The sequence below is a fragment of the Saccharopolyspora indica genome (genome assembly GCF_027853965.1).
Taxonomy (GTDB): domain Bacteria; phylum Actinomycetota; class Actinomycetes; order Mycobacteriales; family Pseudonocardiaceae; genus Saccharopolyspora; species Saccharopolyspora indica.
In genome coordinates, this window is sequence record NZ_JAQGLB010000032.1 from 1 (window position 1) to 15,511 (window position 15,511).

Annotated in this window: 12 protein-coding genes; 5 read left to right on the top strand and 7 right to left on the bottom strand. The window is 71.5% G+C overall.

The genetic code is table 11. The features are described from left to right. Positions 1 to 178: 178 nt before the first annotated feature. Entirely contained in the window at positions 179 to 961 is a 783-nt protein-coding gene (locus tag OU416_RS37980) for a thioesterase family protein (RefSeq protein ID WP_270931937.1), read from the bottom strand. A gap of 182 nt (positions 962 to 1,143) precedes the next feature. Between OU416_RS37980 and OU416_RS37985 the strand changes: the two genes are divergently transcribed. After that, a complete protein-coding gene (locus OU416_RS37985) occupies positions 1,144 to 1,557 on the top strand; it encodes a DoxX family protein (RefSeq protein ID WP_270931938.1) in 414 nt (137 codons plus the stop codon). A 148-nt stretch (positions 1,558 to 1,705) separates the two neighbouring features. Here the strand turns inward: OU416_RS37985 and OU416_RS37990 are convergent, their stop codons facing one another. From OU416_RS37990 to OU416_RS38000, 3 genes are all read right to left on the bottom strand, one after another. Then, the gene (locus tag OU416_RS37990; protein WP_270931939.1) at positions 1,706 to 2,419 is read right to left on the bottom strand and encodes a TIGR03089 family protein; all 714 of its coding nucleotides are present in this window, start codon (positions 2,417 to 2,419) and stop codon (positions 1,706 to 1,708) included. A gap of 187 nt (positions 2,420 to 2,606) precedes the next feature. Continuing rightward, complete coding sequence (locus tag OU416_RS37995; RefSeq protein ID WP_270931940.1) at positions 2,607 to 3,785, bottom strand: LCP family protein; 1,179 nt, start codon at positions 3,783 to 3,785, stop codon at positions 2,607 to 2,609. Between the two features lie 77 nt (positions 3,786 to 3,862). Further along, positions 3,863 to 5,275 carry an LCP family protein gene (locus OU416_RS38000; RefSeq protein ID WP_270931941.1) on the bottom strand — a complete coding sequence of 471 codons (1,413 nt, stop codon included), beginning with the start codon at positions 5,273 to 5,275 and terminating at the stop codon, positions 3,863 to 3,865. A 590-nt stretch (positions 5,276 to 5,865) separates the two neighbouring features. Here OU416_RS38000 and rfbB point away from each other — a divergent pair. Then, complete coding sequence (rfbB, locus tag OU416_RS38005) at positions 5,866 to 6,855, top strand: dTDP-glucose 4,6-dehydratase (protein WP_270931942.1); 990 nt, start codon at positions 5,866 to 5,868, stop codon at positions 6,853 to 6,855. Further along, complete coding sequence (rfbD, locus tag OU416_RS38010) at positions 6,852 to 7,766, top strand: dTDP-4-dehydrorhamnose reductase (RefSeq protein ID WP_270931943.1); 915 nt, start codon at positions 6,852 to 6,854, stop codon at positions 7,764 to 7,766. Before rfbB ends, rfbD begins: the two co-directional genes overlap by 4 nt. A gap of 831 nt (positions 7,767 to 8,597) precedes the next feature. On the opposite strand, the gene OU416_RS38015 is transcribed toward rfbD, so the two are convergent. From OU416_RS38015 to OU416_RS38025, 3 genes are all read right to left on the bottom strand, one after another. After that, entirely contained in the window at positions 8,598 to 9,647 is a 1,050-nt protein-coding gene (locus OU416_RS38015; RefSeq protein WP_270931977.1) for a glycosyltransferase family 4 protein, read from the bottom strand. After that, entirely contained in the window at positions 9,637 to 12,147 is a 2,511-nt protein-coding gene (locus OU416_RS38020; protein WP_270931944.1) for a glycosyltransferase, read from the bottom strand. Before OU416_RS38020 ends, OU416_RS38015 begins: the two co-directional genes overlap by 11 nt. A 64-nt stretch (positions 12,148 to 12,211) precedes the next feature. Further along, complete coding sequence (locus OU416_RS38025; protein WP_270931945.1) at positions 12,212 to 13,135, bottom strand: glycosyltransferase family 2 protein; 924 nt, start codon at positions 13,133 to 13,135, stop codon at positions 12,212 to 12,214. Positions 13,136 to 13,209: 74 nt separating this feature from the next. Between OU416_RS38025 and OU416_RS38030 the strand changes: the two genes are divergently transcribed. Together OU416_RS38030 and OU416_RS38035 are read left to right on the top strand one after the other, a co-directional pair. Continuing rightward, positions 13,210 to 14,289 (top strand): glycosyltransferase family 4 protein, encoded by a 1,080-nt coding sequence (locus OU416_RS38030; protein WP_270931946.1) that lies wholly within the window; start codon positions 13,210 to 13,212, stop codon positions 14,287 to 14,289. A 91-nt stretch (positions 14,290 to 14,380) separates the two neighbouring features. Beyond that, complete coding sequence (locus OU416_RS38035; protein ID WP_270931978.1) at positions 14,381 to 15,511, top strand: glycosyltransferase family 4 protein; 1,131 nt, start codon at positions 14,381 to 14,383, stop codon at positions 15,509 to 15,511.

Here is a 15,511-nt window from a genome sequence, read left to right on the forward strand (position 1 = left end):
CTCCCCAGCGCTGATGGTACTGCACTCGACAGGGTGTGGGAGAGTAAGACACCGCCGACACACTACACAGGAAGGGCCTTGTGTCCTGGAGAAATCCAGAACACAAGGCCCTTCTTCTATTTCCGGGCAAAAGCACGGCCCGCCCGCGGTGGCCCCGCAAGTCGCGGGGCCCCGCAGATCAGCCGAGCTGGTTGACCATGACGGCTTCGTGGGCGCTGCCGATGAGACCGCGCTCGTCGTAGAGCCGGGCGTTCGCCACGCCGATGCCGGTCGGTTGCACGTCCCGGTCGATCTCCATGCCGAGCCACTCGCCTTCGAACGGGCGGTGCAGGTAGAGCGTGATGTCGGTGTTGATCCACGGGCCGAAGATCGGGCCGACCGGGCTGGCCGCGCTGATGCAGTCGACGAGGACCGCGACGTGCGACAGCGGGCTCAACGCCTCGCCGGGAACCAGCGGCACCGGCATGTGCATCCACACCTTGCTGGTGCTCGTTGCCCGCTGATCTTCCAGCCACCGCACCTGGATCACGTCGTGCACTCCCCAGCGCAGGCCGAGCTCCGGTGGCAGCAGGTGCCCGTCCGGGAGGCCGGTGGGGCCGGCGAAGGGCGTCTGCACATCCGGTACGACTCCGTCGACCTCGCCGCGGCGCAGCAGCTGGGCGGTGGCGCGCGCCGAGGGCTTCCCGTCGACGGTGAGGACCGCTTTGCTCACCTGGAGCCGCTTCCCGGTGCGCAGCGGTTGGGCGGTCACGGTGAGGGGCTTGGCGGGCACCGGGCGCATCAGGTCCACGGTGAGGCGGGCGATGAACAGGTCGGGGTCGTCGCTGGTCCGCTCCACGGCTCGGGCGAGCAGGCCGGCGACCGGGCCGCCGCCGACCAGTTCGCCCCAGGGGCTGCAGGCCGCTTCGCTCGGCACGAGCTGATCGCCGACGGGGCTGAAAAGCGCCTGTGTGTCACGCATTCCTCGATGTTACTAATCGGTAGCCAAGGCTGGTACTGCTCGTTTGCCATATTTTTGGCGAGTTGTCGCGATCGGCCATCACCACTCGGTGCTCGTGTGAGCATCTTCTCTGCCGGGCGAGTTACTTGAAGCTTCACGTATGCTTGCGGGCACCGCAGACCCCATCCTCGAAAGGTCCTCCCATGCAGCACCAAATTCGCGATGTGACGGCGCTGGTCGCGCGCCTCGTGGTGGGCGTGACGTTCATCGCGCACGGCTACCAGAAGGTCGGGATCAACGGCATGGACAAGGTCGTCGCGGGCTTCGGCGAAATGGGCCTGCCCCCGGTCGCGGCCTGGTTCACGGCGATCGTCGAACTCGTCGGCGGGGCCGCGCTGATCCTGGGCGTGCTGCTCCCCGTCGCCGGGATCCTGCTCGCGGCGGTCATGGTCGGTGCGATCTTCACCGCGCACCTCGGGTCCGGGTTCTTCAGCAGCGACGGCGGTTTCGAGTACCCGCTGGTGCTCGCCGGCGTGAGCCTGGCCCTCGGGTTCAGCGGCCCGGGTTACACGCTTTCCGCGCTGTTCAAGGGCAAGTCGGAGCGAGTCGCTGCCTGAGGTCTGCCTGCTCGTCGCGGTGCCCAGCGTTTCAGAGGGCAGCTGAACGCGTGGCGGTGTCGATTCCGTGGCGGGCCAACCTGCTTCAAGCGCGAAGGCGAACGAAGCGGCCTGTCCCGATCGGGGCAGGCCGCTTCGCGCATCCGGGTCAGTTTCCCAGTTCTGCGGTGATCCGCTCCGCGTCGCGGCGGCCTTCTCGCTTCGCCGGGTCGAGATTCGTGCAGTGCACCAGGGAGGATCCTCCGGCGAGCACCGCGAGCAGGCCGTCCAGCACACCGCCCGGCAGCTCCCACTCCACTGTGGACAGCACGCGGTCGGTCGGCCCGATGTGCAGTTCCCCGGCTCGTTTCCGGGCGTCGGCGACGAGTTCGTCCACCGACCGCTCGAGCAGCGCGGGAGTGCCGCCGTCGATCGGCAGCATCGGGCTGAAGTCGTCGCCGTGCACGCGGATGTCCGAGACGTAGTCGGCGACCCCGTCCGGGAGGCCGCGCAGCGGAGCTCCCAGCGCGTCGAGCCCGACGGCCGCAACGGTTCGCGCGCCCGCGCCGCGGTCGAGCTCGGCGGCCGGCACGAAAGCGACTTCCGCGCCGCGGGGATCACCGGTGATGTGCGCCCCGCACCACCAGGAGCCGAGCAGGACGCCGACCGTCTGCCAGTGCGCGGGCAGCGCCACGTGCACCGGCGTTCCCGGTTCCAGGTCCCACTCGTCGACCAGCCAGTTGGCCGTCTTGGCCGCCCAGTTCGCGGTGGTCGCCCGGGACAGTTCGATGCGCGCCCCGGTGGCGTCGTCGTAGTGCGTGATCAACGGCTTGGGTGCCCCGTCGGCCAGCAACGGCCCGAGCAGCGCCTGGGTAACGCTCATGAGCGCACCGCCTCTCCGCGATTCACAGTGGTGGTTGCGTTCGGCGCGATCTTGCGTTTGGGGGTTTCTTGTGGCTGGTTTGCGTCACGTTCCCCTGAGGTGCGGTTGCGCAGGGCTGGGGTTGACACAGGGCTGCTCATGCGCCGAGCCTAACGGCCGCTGCCCACGCCTCGGCGGACCGCAGAAGCTAGTGGACGCAGGGGATGCTGCCGTCGGAGGTGATCTCGCGGTCGGTGCGGGCGGTGCCGTCCAGCTGCAGGTTCGGCTTCGCCACCAGACCGGGAGGCGCGTTGGTCAGGCCGGCGAAGAAGCGCTGCGCCGCGGCGGGATCGACGCTGACGATGCTCTGACCGCGGTCGTCGCGGGCGTTGGTGTCCACCACCGGCAGCGTCAGGAAGGTGACCCGGCCGGCCGCGATCGCCTGCATCTGCTCCACGAAGCCCAGCGGCTCCCAGCCCTCGTCGAGCACCACGGCCCGGCGCGTGGCCTGCACCAGGTCGTTGACCATCGCCGGGTCGGTGAGCGTGCCGGTGGACAGCACCTTGTTCGCCAGCGCGGCCATGAAGACCTGCTGGCGGACGATCCGGTCCAGGTCGCCGCGGGGCAGGCCGTGCCGCTGCCGCACGAAGGACAGCGCGTCGCCGCCGGAGATGGTGTGCCGCCCGGCGGTGAACTCGGCGCCGGAGTCCTTGTCGCTGGTGTCCTGCTGCAGGCACACCTCGACGCCGCCGACGGCCTCGGTGAGCTCGTAGAAGCCGAGCAGGTTGATCTCGGCGTAGTGGTCGATGCGCAGGCCGGTGAGGTTCTGCACCGTCTGCACCAGCGCGCGCTGACCGGCCAGCTGCGCCTCGCGCTCGATCTCGGCCTCCGCCCGGCCCTGGGAGCGGAGCTGCTTCGCGGCGGTGCTCTTCGTCAGGCCGTAGACGGCGTTGATCTTCTCCGGTCGGCCGCCGGGCACCTGCGCGTAGGTGTCGCGCGGGATGGACACCGCGGTCGTCGGGGCGTTGCTGTGCGGCACCCGGATGACCACCAGGCTGTCGGTGTTCAGACCGCCGATGGCCTCGGTGCGCAGCTGCTTGAGGACGCTGTCCGGCAGCGGGTTGCCCTGCGCGTCGGTGCGGCTGTCGCTGCCGACCAGCAGGACGTCCGTGGCGCCGTCGTCGTCCTCCTCCGTCGCAGGCGGTGCGTCGGCGAGGACCTTCGCGGAGCTGACGTCGCTGAGCTGGTCCACCACGATCCAGCCGATGGCCGTGATGCCGAGCACGACCGCCGAGAAGAGCGCGAGCGCGCTGCGACCGGCGATGCGGAACCCGGATCGCCGCTGCGCGGGCTCCACCGCCTCGGTCTCCTGCTCCGGTTCGCCCACTTGGCCTCCCCCGCCGCCGTGCATTGCCGGACAAGGTTAACCGCTGGCCCCGTCGGGGTCGTGGAAGTGACCGATGTTCAGTCCACGCAGGGGACGCCGTCTGCGGTGATCGGCTGTTCGTTGATGTCCGTCTGGGCGAGCAGCGGCGGCAGCTGGCGGACGCCGTCGAGGCGGACGGTGCGCGGGCCGGCGAAGTTCTGCGCGCCCGGTCCCTGGTAGTCCTTGCCCAGGTAGACCTGGACGCTGCCGGACTGGACGTTCGCGCTGGTCTCGGTGGGCAGCCCGCCGAGGGCCTCGGCGACCTGCTTGGCGGCTTCTTCCTCGCCGGCGGCGAAGTAGACCACGGAGTTGGGCATGGAGTCGGCGTTCGAGCTGCCGCCCGCCTTGAAGCCCAGGCCGGAGACCTCGTCGAGCACCCGGGCCGCGAGGCCGCTGACGCCGGAGGCGTTGTAGACGCTGACCGAGATCTCCGCGCGGGCCTGCTGCGCGGCCATCTTCTGCTCCCGCTCCTGGGGGGTGAGCAGGAGGTTGGCCGCGAACTGCCGGACCTCGGGGATGTTGATGGTGACGTCCTCCTTGCCCGACGGGCCGACCAGGTGCACCGGGGCGGTGTAGAACTGCACGTCACCGCCGGCGATGCCCTGCATCTGCTGGGCGAAGCCGAGGAGGTCGTTGGCCAGCGCGGGGTCCAGGGTGACCGACTTCTTGATGGCGTTGATCAGCTCGGTGAGCTTGGCCGGGTTGGTCAGCGTGTCGGTGGACATCACCTTGTGGGCGAGGCTGGACATGAACACCTGCTGGCGCTTGCCGCGGGAGAGCTCGTTGATCAGCCCGTGCCGCTGCCGGACGAACGCCAGCGCGTCGGGGCCCTCGATGGTCTGCACGCCCTTGGGGAAGTCGGCGCCGGAGAGCCGGTCCTTGGTGGCCTCGTTCAGGCAGACCTCGACACCACCGATGGCCTTGGTGATCTCGGCGAAGCCGAACAGGTTGACCTCGGCGTAGTGGTCGATGCTGACGCCGGTGATGTCCTCGATGGTCTTGCGCAGCAGCTGCTTGCCCGCCAGGCGGGACTGGTTGGCGATCTCCTTCTCGTCGGTGACGCCTTCCTTCTTCAGCTTCGCGCGCTCGGCGGACATGCCGTTGTTCATCGTCTCGGTGAGCTTGGTCTTGCCCAGGCCGAGACCGACGTCGACGAGCGTGTCGCGGGGGAAGGACATCGCGCTGGCGCTGGTGCCGCCGTTGGGGATGCGCACCAGGATCATCGCGTCGGTGAGGTCGCCGCCCTCCTGCGTGGTGCGCAGGTAGCGCAGCACCTCATCGGGCAGCGGGTTGCCGAAGGAGTCGTTGCGGCTGTCGTTGCCGATCAGCAGGATGTCGGTGGCGCCGTCCGGCGCGTTGAAGCCGCTGCCGATCACGTCGGCCGTGGAGGTCCCACCGCCGCCGGGGCGGAACATCGCCCAGCCGAAGCCGGTGGCGGTCAGCACCAGCACCGAGAGCAGCGCGGACAGCGTGCGCCCGAACGCGCGGGCACCGCGCTTGCCGCCTCGGCCACCTCTTCGGCCACCTCGGCGTCGGCTCCAGACGTCGTTCTCCGGAGGGATCGGGCCTTCGCCCGAACGAGGGGCCTGGCGCTGCCGACCATCACCCTGCGGAGTCTTGCGGCCGGGGCCGCCGGAGGGTGGCGCGCTGCCTGCGCGGCGCCCTCTCGGTGCCGGGTCGCCACCGGTGCCGGGACGACCGCGACCGCTCCCGCGAGGGGGCGCGGGCCTGCCGGACTGACCCTGCGGACCGCCGGGCCACCTGGGCCGATCCTCCACGCCGCTTCCTCCTTGGCCTGCCGCGAGCGTTACACCTTCGCGAGGTGATTTTGCTCGTGTTCCGATTGCAGGCTAGCGGGGCCCACGAGTTCAGTGGGCAGATCCCAGTTTTGGGGTGATGACGCTCATAAGAGTGAACCCGTTGCGACACTCTGAGTAACCGGGGAGTGTGCTGGGTTTCGGGGTGGCGCATGCCAGACTTCGCAGCGGTGCCCGGTCGGCGAGAACCGCCCCTGGGCAGTCGTCCACGGAGAGAAGGCGCGATGCGGATTCTGGTCACCGGTGGAGCCGGCTTCATCGGCTCGCACTACGTGCGACAGCTGCTCGGCGGCGCGTACCCGGAGTACGCCGATGCCGAGGTGGTCGTGCTCGACAAGCTCACCTACGCGGGCAACGAGGCGAACCTGGCGCCGGTCGCCGACGACCCGCGGCTGCGGTTCGTGCGCGGCGACATCTGCGACCGCGAGCTGGTGACCGGACTGCTGGCCGGGGTGGACGTGATCGTGCACTTCGCCGCCGAATCGCACGTGGACCGCTCGATCACCGGTGCCGACACCTTCGTCGTCACCAACGTCGTGGGCACCAGCGTCCTGCTGCAGGCCGCGCTCGAAGCCGGGGTCGGCAAGTTCGTGCACGTCTCCACCGACGAGGTCTACGGCTCCATCGAGACCGGTTCGTGGCCGGAGGAGCACGCGCTGGAGCCGAACTCGCCCTACTCGGCGGCGAAGGCGGGCTCGGACCTGCTGGCCCGCTCCTACCACCGCACGCACGGGCTGCCGGTGTGCATCACCCGCTGCTCCAACAACTACGGGCCCTACCAGTTCCCGGAGAAGGTCCTGCCGCTGTTCATCACCAACCTGATGGACGGCCACCAGGTGCCGCTCTACGGCGACGGCCTCAACGTGCGCGACTGGCTGCACGTCGACGACCACTGCCAGGGCATCCAGCTGGTCGCCGAGGCCGGGCGGCCGGGCGAGATCTACAACATCGGCGGCGGCACCGAGCTGACGAACAAGGAGCTCACCGAGCGGGTGCTGGCCGAGCTGGAGCTGGACTGGTCGATGGTGCGGCCGGTCGCCGACCGCAAGGGCCACGACCGCCGCTACTCGGTGGACCACGGCAAGATCGTCCGCGAACTGGGGTACGCGCCCCGGGTGGACTTCGCGACCGGGCTGCGCGAGACCGTCCGCTGGTACCAGGACAACCGCGCCTGGTGGGAGCCGCTGAAGGCCCGCGCGGCGGTGGCCCGGTGAGCCGCCTCGCCGTCCTGGTGCCGGGCGGCCGCGGCCAGGTGGGATCCGAACTGGCCCGGATCGTGTCCGCGCGATCCGGCGCCCTGGTGCACGCTCCGGGTTCCGGCGAGCTCGACATCACCGACGGCGAGGCAGTCGTCGACGCGGTGGAGTCCTTCGCCGAGACCGCCCGCGACGCGGACCTGCGCCCGGTGGTGGTCAACGCCTCGGCCTACACCGCCGTGGACGCCGCGGAAACCGATCAGGAGCGCGCGGCGCTGGTCAACGCCGAAGGCCCGGCGCAGCTGGCGAAGGCCTGCCACCGCAGCGGAATCCCGCTGCTGCAGGTGTCCACGGACTACGTGTTCAGCGGCGACGCGGACCGCCCGTACGAGCCGGCGGACGAACCCGCGCCGCGCACGGTCTACGGCCGCACCAAGCTCGACGGCGAACGCGCGGTCCTCGACTCGGGCGCGCGGGCCTGGGTGGTGCGCACCGCGTGGGTCTACGGAGCGCGCGGCGGGAACTTCGTGAAGACGATGGCGCGGCTGTCCCGCGAGCGGGATTCGCTGTCCGTGGTGGGCGACCAGATCGGCTCCCCGACCTGGGCGGCGGATCTGGCACAAGGCCTGCTGGAACTGGCGGAACGCGTCGTCGACCGCCGCGGCCCGGACCGGAAGGTGCTGCACTGCACCAATTCCGGCCAGGTGAGCTGGTGCGACTTCGCCCGCGCGATCTTCGCCGAACTGGGCCTGGACGAAGCCCGGGTCCAACCGTGCACGACGGCGGACTTCCCCCGCCCGGCCGCGCGCCCGGCGTACTCGGTCCTGTCCGGCGCGGCCTGGCGAGAAGCGGGCCTGACCCCGATGCGTTCTTGGCGCGAGGCCTTGCGCGCGGCGTTCGAAACTGACGGAGAGATCCTTCGCGGGTAACCCGGTGGGGTGTAGTTGACCTTGAAAACCTGCAGCGGAGGGAAATCGGCTGGTGCGGGTCGGAGCGGGTATGCATGATGGTGGTGCCTGATCCCGCGGGGAGAGGGAAGGAAGGCCAGGTGACCCGGGGCATGACTGGGAGCCTGGCCTGACGCATTTTCGGACCATCAGCGCAGTGCCGAGCTTCGACGATTTCGCCCGAAATTGGCGGCCTCGCTACCGCACGTTTCCTCGAAAACGCGGCCAATTTCGTGCGAAATCGCTACCCCCGCAAGCCGACCACCTACCGCTTTGAACCCAAACCCAGCCCCGCACCCAACCGCACCTCTGATGGCCAGGCCTCCTCGGTATCACCGCCGATCCTTCGGTGGTGATACCGGTCGACCTTGCGAGAGGCCGTGCGGCTGCGTACGGGTTGCGTCGGGTTCAAAGCGGTGGGTGGTCGCCTTGGGTGGGGGCAGTTTTGCCGGAAATTGCCCACGTTCTCGACGGAACTTGCGGGGGTGGCCGGAGACAATTTCCGGCAAAACTGCCCGTGCCACCACCGCGGGTTCCGCCGCACGATCGCGCACCAGGCACCCAGGACGGCGCCAGCCAGGCCCAGGCCTTGTGTCACCACTGTTCGCATGGTGGTGGCGTCCGGCGATTTTGCCTGAAACTGGCGTTCTTGCCCGGCCGCATACTGCGTCGAGAACGCGGCCAGTTTCCGGCAAAATCGACCCGCGCACCACGCAACCAGCTACCGCTTTGAACACAAACCCAACCCCTGAGGGCGCGGGAACCGCACTGTCGAACCCACCCGGTATCACTGCCGAGCGAACGTGCCTCGACTCAGCCCGTCGCCATCCGATACGCCGTGAGAGTTGCTTCGGCGCAGGCTTGCCAGGTGAAGGTTTTCGCTTGCGTCGTACCGGTTTCTGGATCCGGTGGATCCGTCAGCGCTCGGTGCAGGGCTTCGCGCAGCGCGCTCGCATCGCCGAAGGGAAAGCGGATCGCACATCCCGCCGTGACTTCGCGGAGGGCGGGGATGTCCGAGCAGACGACCGGGGTTCCGCAGGCCAGCGCTTCGAGCGCCGGGAGGCCGAATCCCTCGTCGCGGGAGGGGAGAACCAGCGCGCTCGCCCCGGCGACGAGGCGGCGCAGGTGGTCCTCGGGGAGGTAGCCGGTGCGGATCACCGCTCCGTCGACCCGCGGTTCGCCGGGCCCGGCGATGACCAGCGGCGGGAGGTCCGGGCCGTGCGCTTCCAGCAGGCCGGGCAGGCCCTTGCGCGGGCCTTCGGCACCGACGAACAGCAGGTACTCCGCGGGAAGCCCGTACCGGGCGCGGAGCTCGGAATCCATTGGTACAGCGGAGAACCACTCCGGGTCCACGCCGAGCGGAGTGACCGCCAGCTTCTCCCGCGGCACGTCGAGACGCGTGCTGACCGCGTCGGCGACCGCCGCGGTCGGCGTGCACACCACCTCCGCACGCCGCACCGAACTCCGTACCAGCGCAGGAAGATCCGGCTCCGCCAGCGACGGGTCGTCCAGGAACGCGAGGTCGTGCACGGTCACCACGCCCGCCGCTCGGGCGGGTGGTGGCAGCACGAAGTTCGTTCCGTGCACCACGTCCGCGCGGCCCGCGAGGAGCTCGACCGGCGGGAAAGCGCCGCGCTGCCACAGCTTTCGCAGCGCGCGGGCCGGGATCGGCGGGCCGACCGCGCGGGTTCCCGGCGGCGCCACCTCGCGCAGCTGCCGCCAGCCGCGCGTGGTGAAACCGATCAGCCGGACGTCCGCGAGGGAGGTCAAGGCGGTCACCAGGGACGCGGTGTAGCGGCCGATCCCGGTTCGGTTGCCCAGCAGCGGCGTGCCGTCGAGCAGGACGCGCAGGTCAGCGGCCACGGAAGCGCTCACCGGCGAGCCGCCGCAGACGCCCGGTCGCCCGCTTCGCGACCTCCAGCGGACCGCCCGCGTCCAGGTATTCGCGCAGCAGCGACAGATCGCGGCGCACCGCCTCGGCACCGTTGATCTGCGGGCTGCGCACCAGCGGCGAGGACGCCTTGAGCCGGTCGGCGGCCGGGCGCGGGTCGCGGCAGAACTCGGTGAGCGGCGCCAGCACCGACTCCCAGGTGAACCGCTCCCGCACCGGTTCGATCCGGCGGCGGCACTCCGCGGCGAACTCCTCGTCGTAGAGCACCTTCTCCAGCGCGGCGGCCAGCGCGTCCGGGTCCTCGGGCGGGACCACGACGCCGATGCGCTCCGAGCGCACCAGGTCGGCGAACGAGTCGCCGTCGGTGGTCACCACCGGCAGCCCCGACCACAGGTAGTCCAGCACCCTGGTGCGGAACGCGAACGTCGTCTCCACGTGCTCGAAGTGGCTGGTCACACCGCAGTCGGCGTCCAGCAGGTAGTTCTGCCGCTCGTGGTAGGGCACCCAGGTCTCGTTGAAGAACGCGAACTTGCCGGTCATCCCGAGCCTGCGCGCCAGCTCGCGGGTGCGCCCGGCCATGCCCATCTCCGGGACGTCCGGGTTCGGGTGCTTCATGCCGAGGAAGAACAGCCGGACGTCGTTGTGCCGCTCGGAGATCCGGTGCACCGCGTGCAGCAGCGTCAGCGGGTCGAACCAGCTGTAGACGCCGCCCGCCCACAGCACCACCTTGTCGTCGGCGGAGATGCCGGGGCGGGTGCCCTTGATCGCCGGGCCGGTGCGGCGCGGGGCCGTCGACGGCAGGCCGAAGGGCACCACCGACAGCAGCGAGCGGACCGTCGGGTCGTTGTCGTAGAGTCCCGGCGTCAGGCGGCCCAGCGAGGCCAGGTGCCCGAGCCAGAAGTGCCGCTGCCGCTCGGAGGCGCAGAGGAAGAAGTCGCCGCGCTGCAGCTGGGTGTTGAGCACCTTGGTGACCCCGGCCAGGTCCTTGGCGCGGCGCTCGTCGTCGGTGTCCCGGCCCTGTTCGAGCAGCTCCAGGTGCATCGGGTCGTACACGTCGCAGACCACGATCTTGCTGGAGTCGACCTTCTTGAGCGAGGGCACCATCTCCAGCACGTGGCCCTGCAGCACCACGATGTCGGCCCAGTCGACGTGCGCGGCCAGCTCGCGCGGTTTGGCCGCGTGCACCTCGAACTCCGCCTGCGGCGGGCTGACCAGGTCGTTGACGCTGACCAGCCGGACCTGGTGCTCGACGGAGAGCACCTCGGCCATGTGCCAGGCGCGGATCGCGGGCCCGGCCATCCGCTCGGTGACCGCGTCGCCGGTGATCACCACGATCTTGCGCGGCCTGCCGAAGACCTCGTCCAGGCCGAAGGCCTCGACCAGCGCGTCGTGCGCGGCGAGGTAGCGGGGCAGCGGGTAGGCCGGTTCCATCGCCTTGCGCATCAGCGGAACCAGGTCGGCGTCGGTGCGCACCCGCGCCTGCTGCTCCTGCTCGCGGGAGAGCTTCAGCGACGGCAGCAGCTCCACGAACTGGTCGATGGCCAGCATCCCGGCCAGCGCCGAGCGGTCGACCGGCACCGGACCGTCGTCCTCGGTCTCGCCGCGCCGGGTGATCTCCAGCTGCGTCGGGTCGATCTCGCCGCGGGCGGTGGCCCGCCGCACCGCCAGCGCCATCGCCGCGGGCAGCGCCTTCGCCAGGGTCTCGTCGGAGACGTTCTTGTAGAGCGCGGCGAGCGCGTTGCGCTCCAGCAGGTAGTGCTCGCGCGCGGAGGCGATGTCGGCCATCGACGCGTGGTGGCGGTGGAAGGTCAGCGACCGCGGCTCGTAGCGGACCCGCCAGCCGCGCAGGTTCAGCCGCCAGCCCAGGTCCACGTCCTCGTAGAACATGAAGAAGCGCTCGTCGAAGCCGTCCAGCGCGGCGAACAGCTCGGCCCGCACGAACAGCGCCGACCCGGTGCCGAACAGCACGTCCCGCGATGCGTCGTGCGAGCCGTCGTCGAGCTCGCCGGCGTGCCGCTTGTAGCCCATGCCGAACCAGGTGAGCCCGCCGTCGACGAAGTCGATGTGCCGCCCCTCCCAGTCCAGCACCTTGCTGGCGACCGCGCCCACGGTCGGCTCGGCGCGCAGCACCGCGACCGCCGCGCGCACCCAGTCGCGGTCCGGGCGGGCGTCGTTGTTGAGGAACGCCAGCACCTGCCCGGTGGCCGCGCGGGCGGCGAGGTTGCAGCCACCGGCGAAACCGAGGTTGCGGCCCGACTCGATCAGCTGCACGTCCGGGGCGGCGGCGCGGATCCGCTCGGCGCTGCCGTCGCCGGAGGCGTTGTCGACGCAGAGCACCTCCAGCCGGTCGGCCGGGTAGTCCAGCTCCTCGCGCAGCGCGCGCAGGCATTCGACGGTGTCGTCGGCGCCGCGGTAGTTCACCACGATCACCGACACCAGGGGCAGGTTGCTGGGGTCCGACGTCTCAGCCACGCCTAAAGCGTGCACCATGCCACCTTCCCGATCTGAGCCGCCTACCCGTTCTGGCCGGTTCTGCTCAGCGGCCCGCCCACTCCCGCCACACGCGCTCGACCGGGACGGTCCGGGTGATGCGGCGGCGTTCCCGCAGCGTCGCGGGCAGGCCTCCGGCCACCTCGGCGAGGACGCGCAGCCGGAGCCAGACGCGGAAGTTCGCGGCGGCGGGAACGTTCTTGCGCAGCGGCAGCGCGCAGGTGATCGCGGCGAAGCGGGCGAGCTCGCGCGCGGCGACCTTCGCGGGAGCGCAGCGCAGCAGCATGAACAGCCGGTTGCGCTCGTTCCAGCGGTGGAACAGCGGAGAGCCGGGCTGCGTGCTCGCGCCGTGAGCGTGCTCGGCGACGGCTTCGGGCACCGTGACGATCCGGTGCCCGGCCAGGCGCAGGCGCCAGGACGTGTCGGTGTCCTCGTAGTAGCAGAAGAACCGTGCCGGGACGCCTCCCGCCTCGCGCAGCAGATCGGTGCGCAGCAGCGCTGCGCCGCCGCAGAACCCGAACATCTCGCCGGAGGCTTGAGGCGCGTCAGCGCCGTGGCCGTCGGCCGTGAGGCGGAGGCCGGCGGATTGAGTGCGGCCGTCCGACGTGCGGAGCACGGAGGCCGCCGCAGCCGCGGAGCGGTCCGCGTCGAGCGCGGCCTCCAGCGCCGCGAGCCAGCCGGAGGCCGGCGCGGCGTCGTCGTTGAGCCACGCGATGTAGGGCGTGCGGACGCGCGTCAGCGCGGCGGCTACGCCGCCGGCGTAGCCGCGGTTGCGGCGGAGGCGGAGCACTTCGGGCGCCGAGGGGTGCGCGGCGATCAGCTCGGCGGTGCCGTCGTCGGAGGCGTTGTCCACCACGATGGTCCGATGTGGACGGTCTTGGGCGGCCAGCGCGTCCAGGCAGGACTCGATGTGCTCCCGCCCCCGCCAGGTCACCACGACAACGGTGCTGCGCACCTGCTCCGACGTCACGGTCGAAGACGTTACGCGGAGCCCGTGCCCCGGTCGTCGGCACCTGAGCGCCGGGTGCGTGGGAAGCTGGGCGGGTGCCCGAGCTCGTCGCGATCGCTGAGCAGCTGCTCGCGCCCGTCCCCGGCGGGACCGGCCGCTACACCCGGGAACTGCTGCGCGCGCTGGCCGAGACCGCACCAGCGGGGTGGGAGATCAGCAGCGTGATCAGCCGCGGCGATCCCGAAGCCGCGCGAGTGCCCGGCGTTGCCGGGCCACGAGTGCTGCCGCTGCCGCGGCGCGCGCTGATCGCGGCGTGGGAGCGCGGTGTCCCGCTGTGGCCGGGCGGTGACTCCGTGCACGCCATGACGCCCCTCGCGCCCCCCGCCAAGCGCGGGCGCGGGCTGGTGGTGACCGTGCACGACACCGTCCCGTGGACGCATCCGGAAACCTTGACGCCGCGCGGTGCTTCCTGGCACCGCAGGGCGATCGGCCGGGCCGCGCGGCAAGCCGATGCGCTGGTCGTGCCCACCGCCGCCGTGGCTGCCGAGCTCGCCGAGCACGTCCGCGCGACCCGGCTGCAGGTGATCGGCGAGGGCGTGAGCCCGGCGCTGCTGGCCGAGCCCGACCCGGCCGCGCGGCTCGACCTGCCGGAGCGGTACGTGCTGGCCATCGGCACCATCGAACCCCGCAAGGGCTACCCGCACCTGGTGCGCGCGATGGCCGACGTCCCGGACGTCCCGCTGCTGGTCGTCGGCCACCAGGGCTGGGGCGGGGTGGACGTGGCGCGGATCGCCGCGGACTGCGGCGTCGACCGGGTGCGCGTGCTGTCGTCGGTCTCCGACGCCGAACTCGCGGTCCTGCTGCGCAACGCCACCGTGCTGGCCGCGCCCAGCCTCGCGGAGGGCTTCGGGCTGCCGCTGGTCGAGGCGATGGCGCTCGGCGTGCCCGTCGTGCACTCCGATGCGCCCGCGTTGGTGGAGGTCGCCGGGGGAGCGGGGGTGGTGGTGCCGCGCGCCGATCCGGTGGCGCTCGGCGCCGCGCTGCGCGAGGTGCTCGGCGATCCGGCGCGGCGCGCGGAGCTGAGCGCGGCCGGGCACCGGCGTGTAGCGGATTTCACCTGGACCCGGGTCGCACGCGAGGTCTGGGCGCTGCACCGGGCAGTCGCCGGTGACTGAACGGGATAGACCAGAACACATTTTCACGTACACGTCCCGGGTCGGACGTTTCGCCCCGTAATCTGCTCTGGTGCACAGAGGCGAGCCGCACATCCTCATCGACGCCACCGCAGTACCCGCGGACCGAGGCGGCGTCGGCCGGTACGTCGACTCCCTGCTGGCGGCGCTGGACGCCGACGGCGCGCGGCTCACGGTCGCCTGCCAGCCCCGCGACGCGGAGCTGTACGCGGCCATCGCGCCGCACACCGACGTGGTGCCCGCCGCCGAAGCCGTCGCGACCCGCACCGCGCGGCTGACCTGGGAGCAGACCACCCTGCCGCTGCTGGTGCGGCGGCTCGGCGCCGACGTCCTGCACTCCCCGCACTACACGACCCCGCTGGCCAACCCGGCGGCATCGGTGGTGACCCTGCACGACGCCACGTTCTTCACCAACCCGGCCGTGCACTCGCCGGTCAAGGCCCGCTTCTTCCGCGCGTGGACGCGCACCGCGCTGCGCCGCGCGACGCTGTGCATCGTGCCGAGCGAGGCGACCGCCGCCGAGCTCAACCGCTCCGTCGGCGCCGACCGGGCCCGGATGCCGGTGATGTTCCACGGCGTCGACCCGGACCGGTTCCACCCGCCGACGCCGGAGGAGGTCCAGGCGGTCCGCGACCGGCTGAGCCTGCACGACCAGCCCTACGTCGCCTTCCTCGGCGCGCTGGAACCCCGCAAGAACGTGCCCGCGCTGATCCGCGGCTTCACGCTGGCCTGCCAGGGCCGCACCGACTCGCCCGCGCTGGTGCTGGCCGGCCAACCGGGCTGGGACACCCGCGTGGAGCGGGCGCTGGAAGCGGTGCCGCACCGGATCCGGGTGATCCGCGCCGGCTACCTGCCGTTCGGGCAGCTCGCCGGATTCCTCGGCGGCGCGGACGTCGTCGCCTACCCGAGCCTGGGCGAGGGCTTCGGCCTCCCGGTCCTGGAAGCGATGGCCTGCGGAGCGCCCGTGCTCACCACCCGGCGCCTGAGCCTGCCCGAAGTCGGCGGCGACGCCGTCGCGTACTGCGGCGTCGGAGCCGGGGACATCGCGGCGGGCCTCACCGAACTGCTCGACGACCCGGCCCGCCGAGCCACGCTGGCGGCCGCGGCGCAGCGCCGGGCCAAGGAGTTCACCTGGGCGGCCTGCGCGACCCAGCACCGCACGGCCTTCGCCCGCGCCCACCACATCCACCTCCGCACCCGCTGA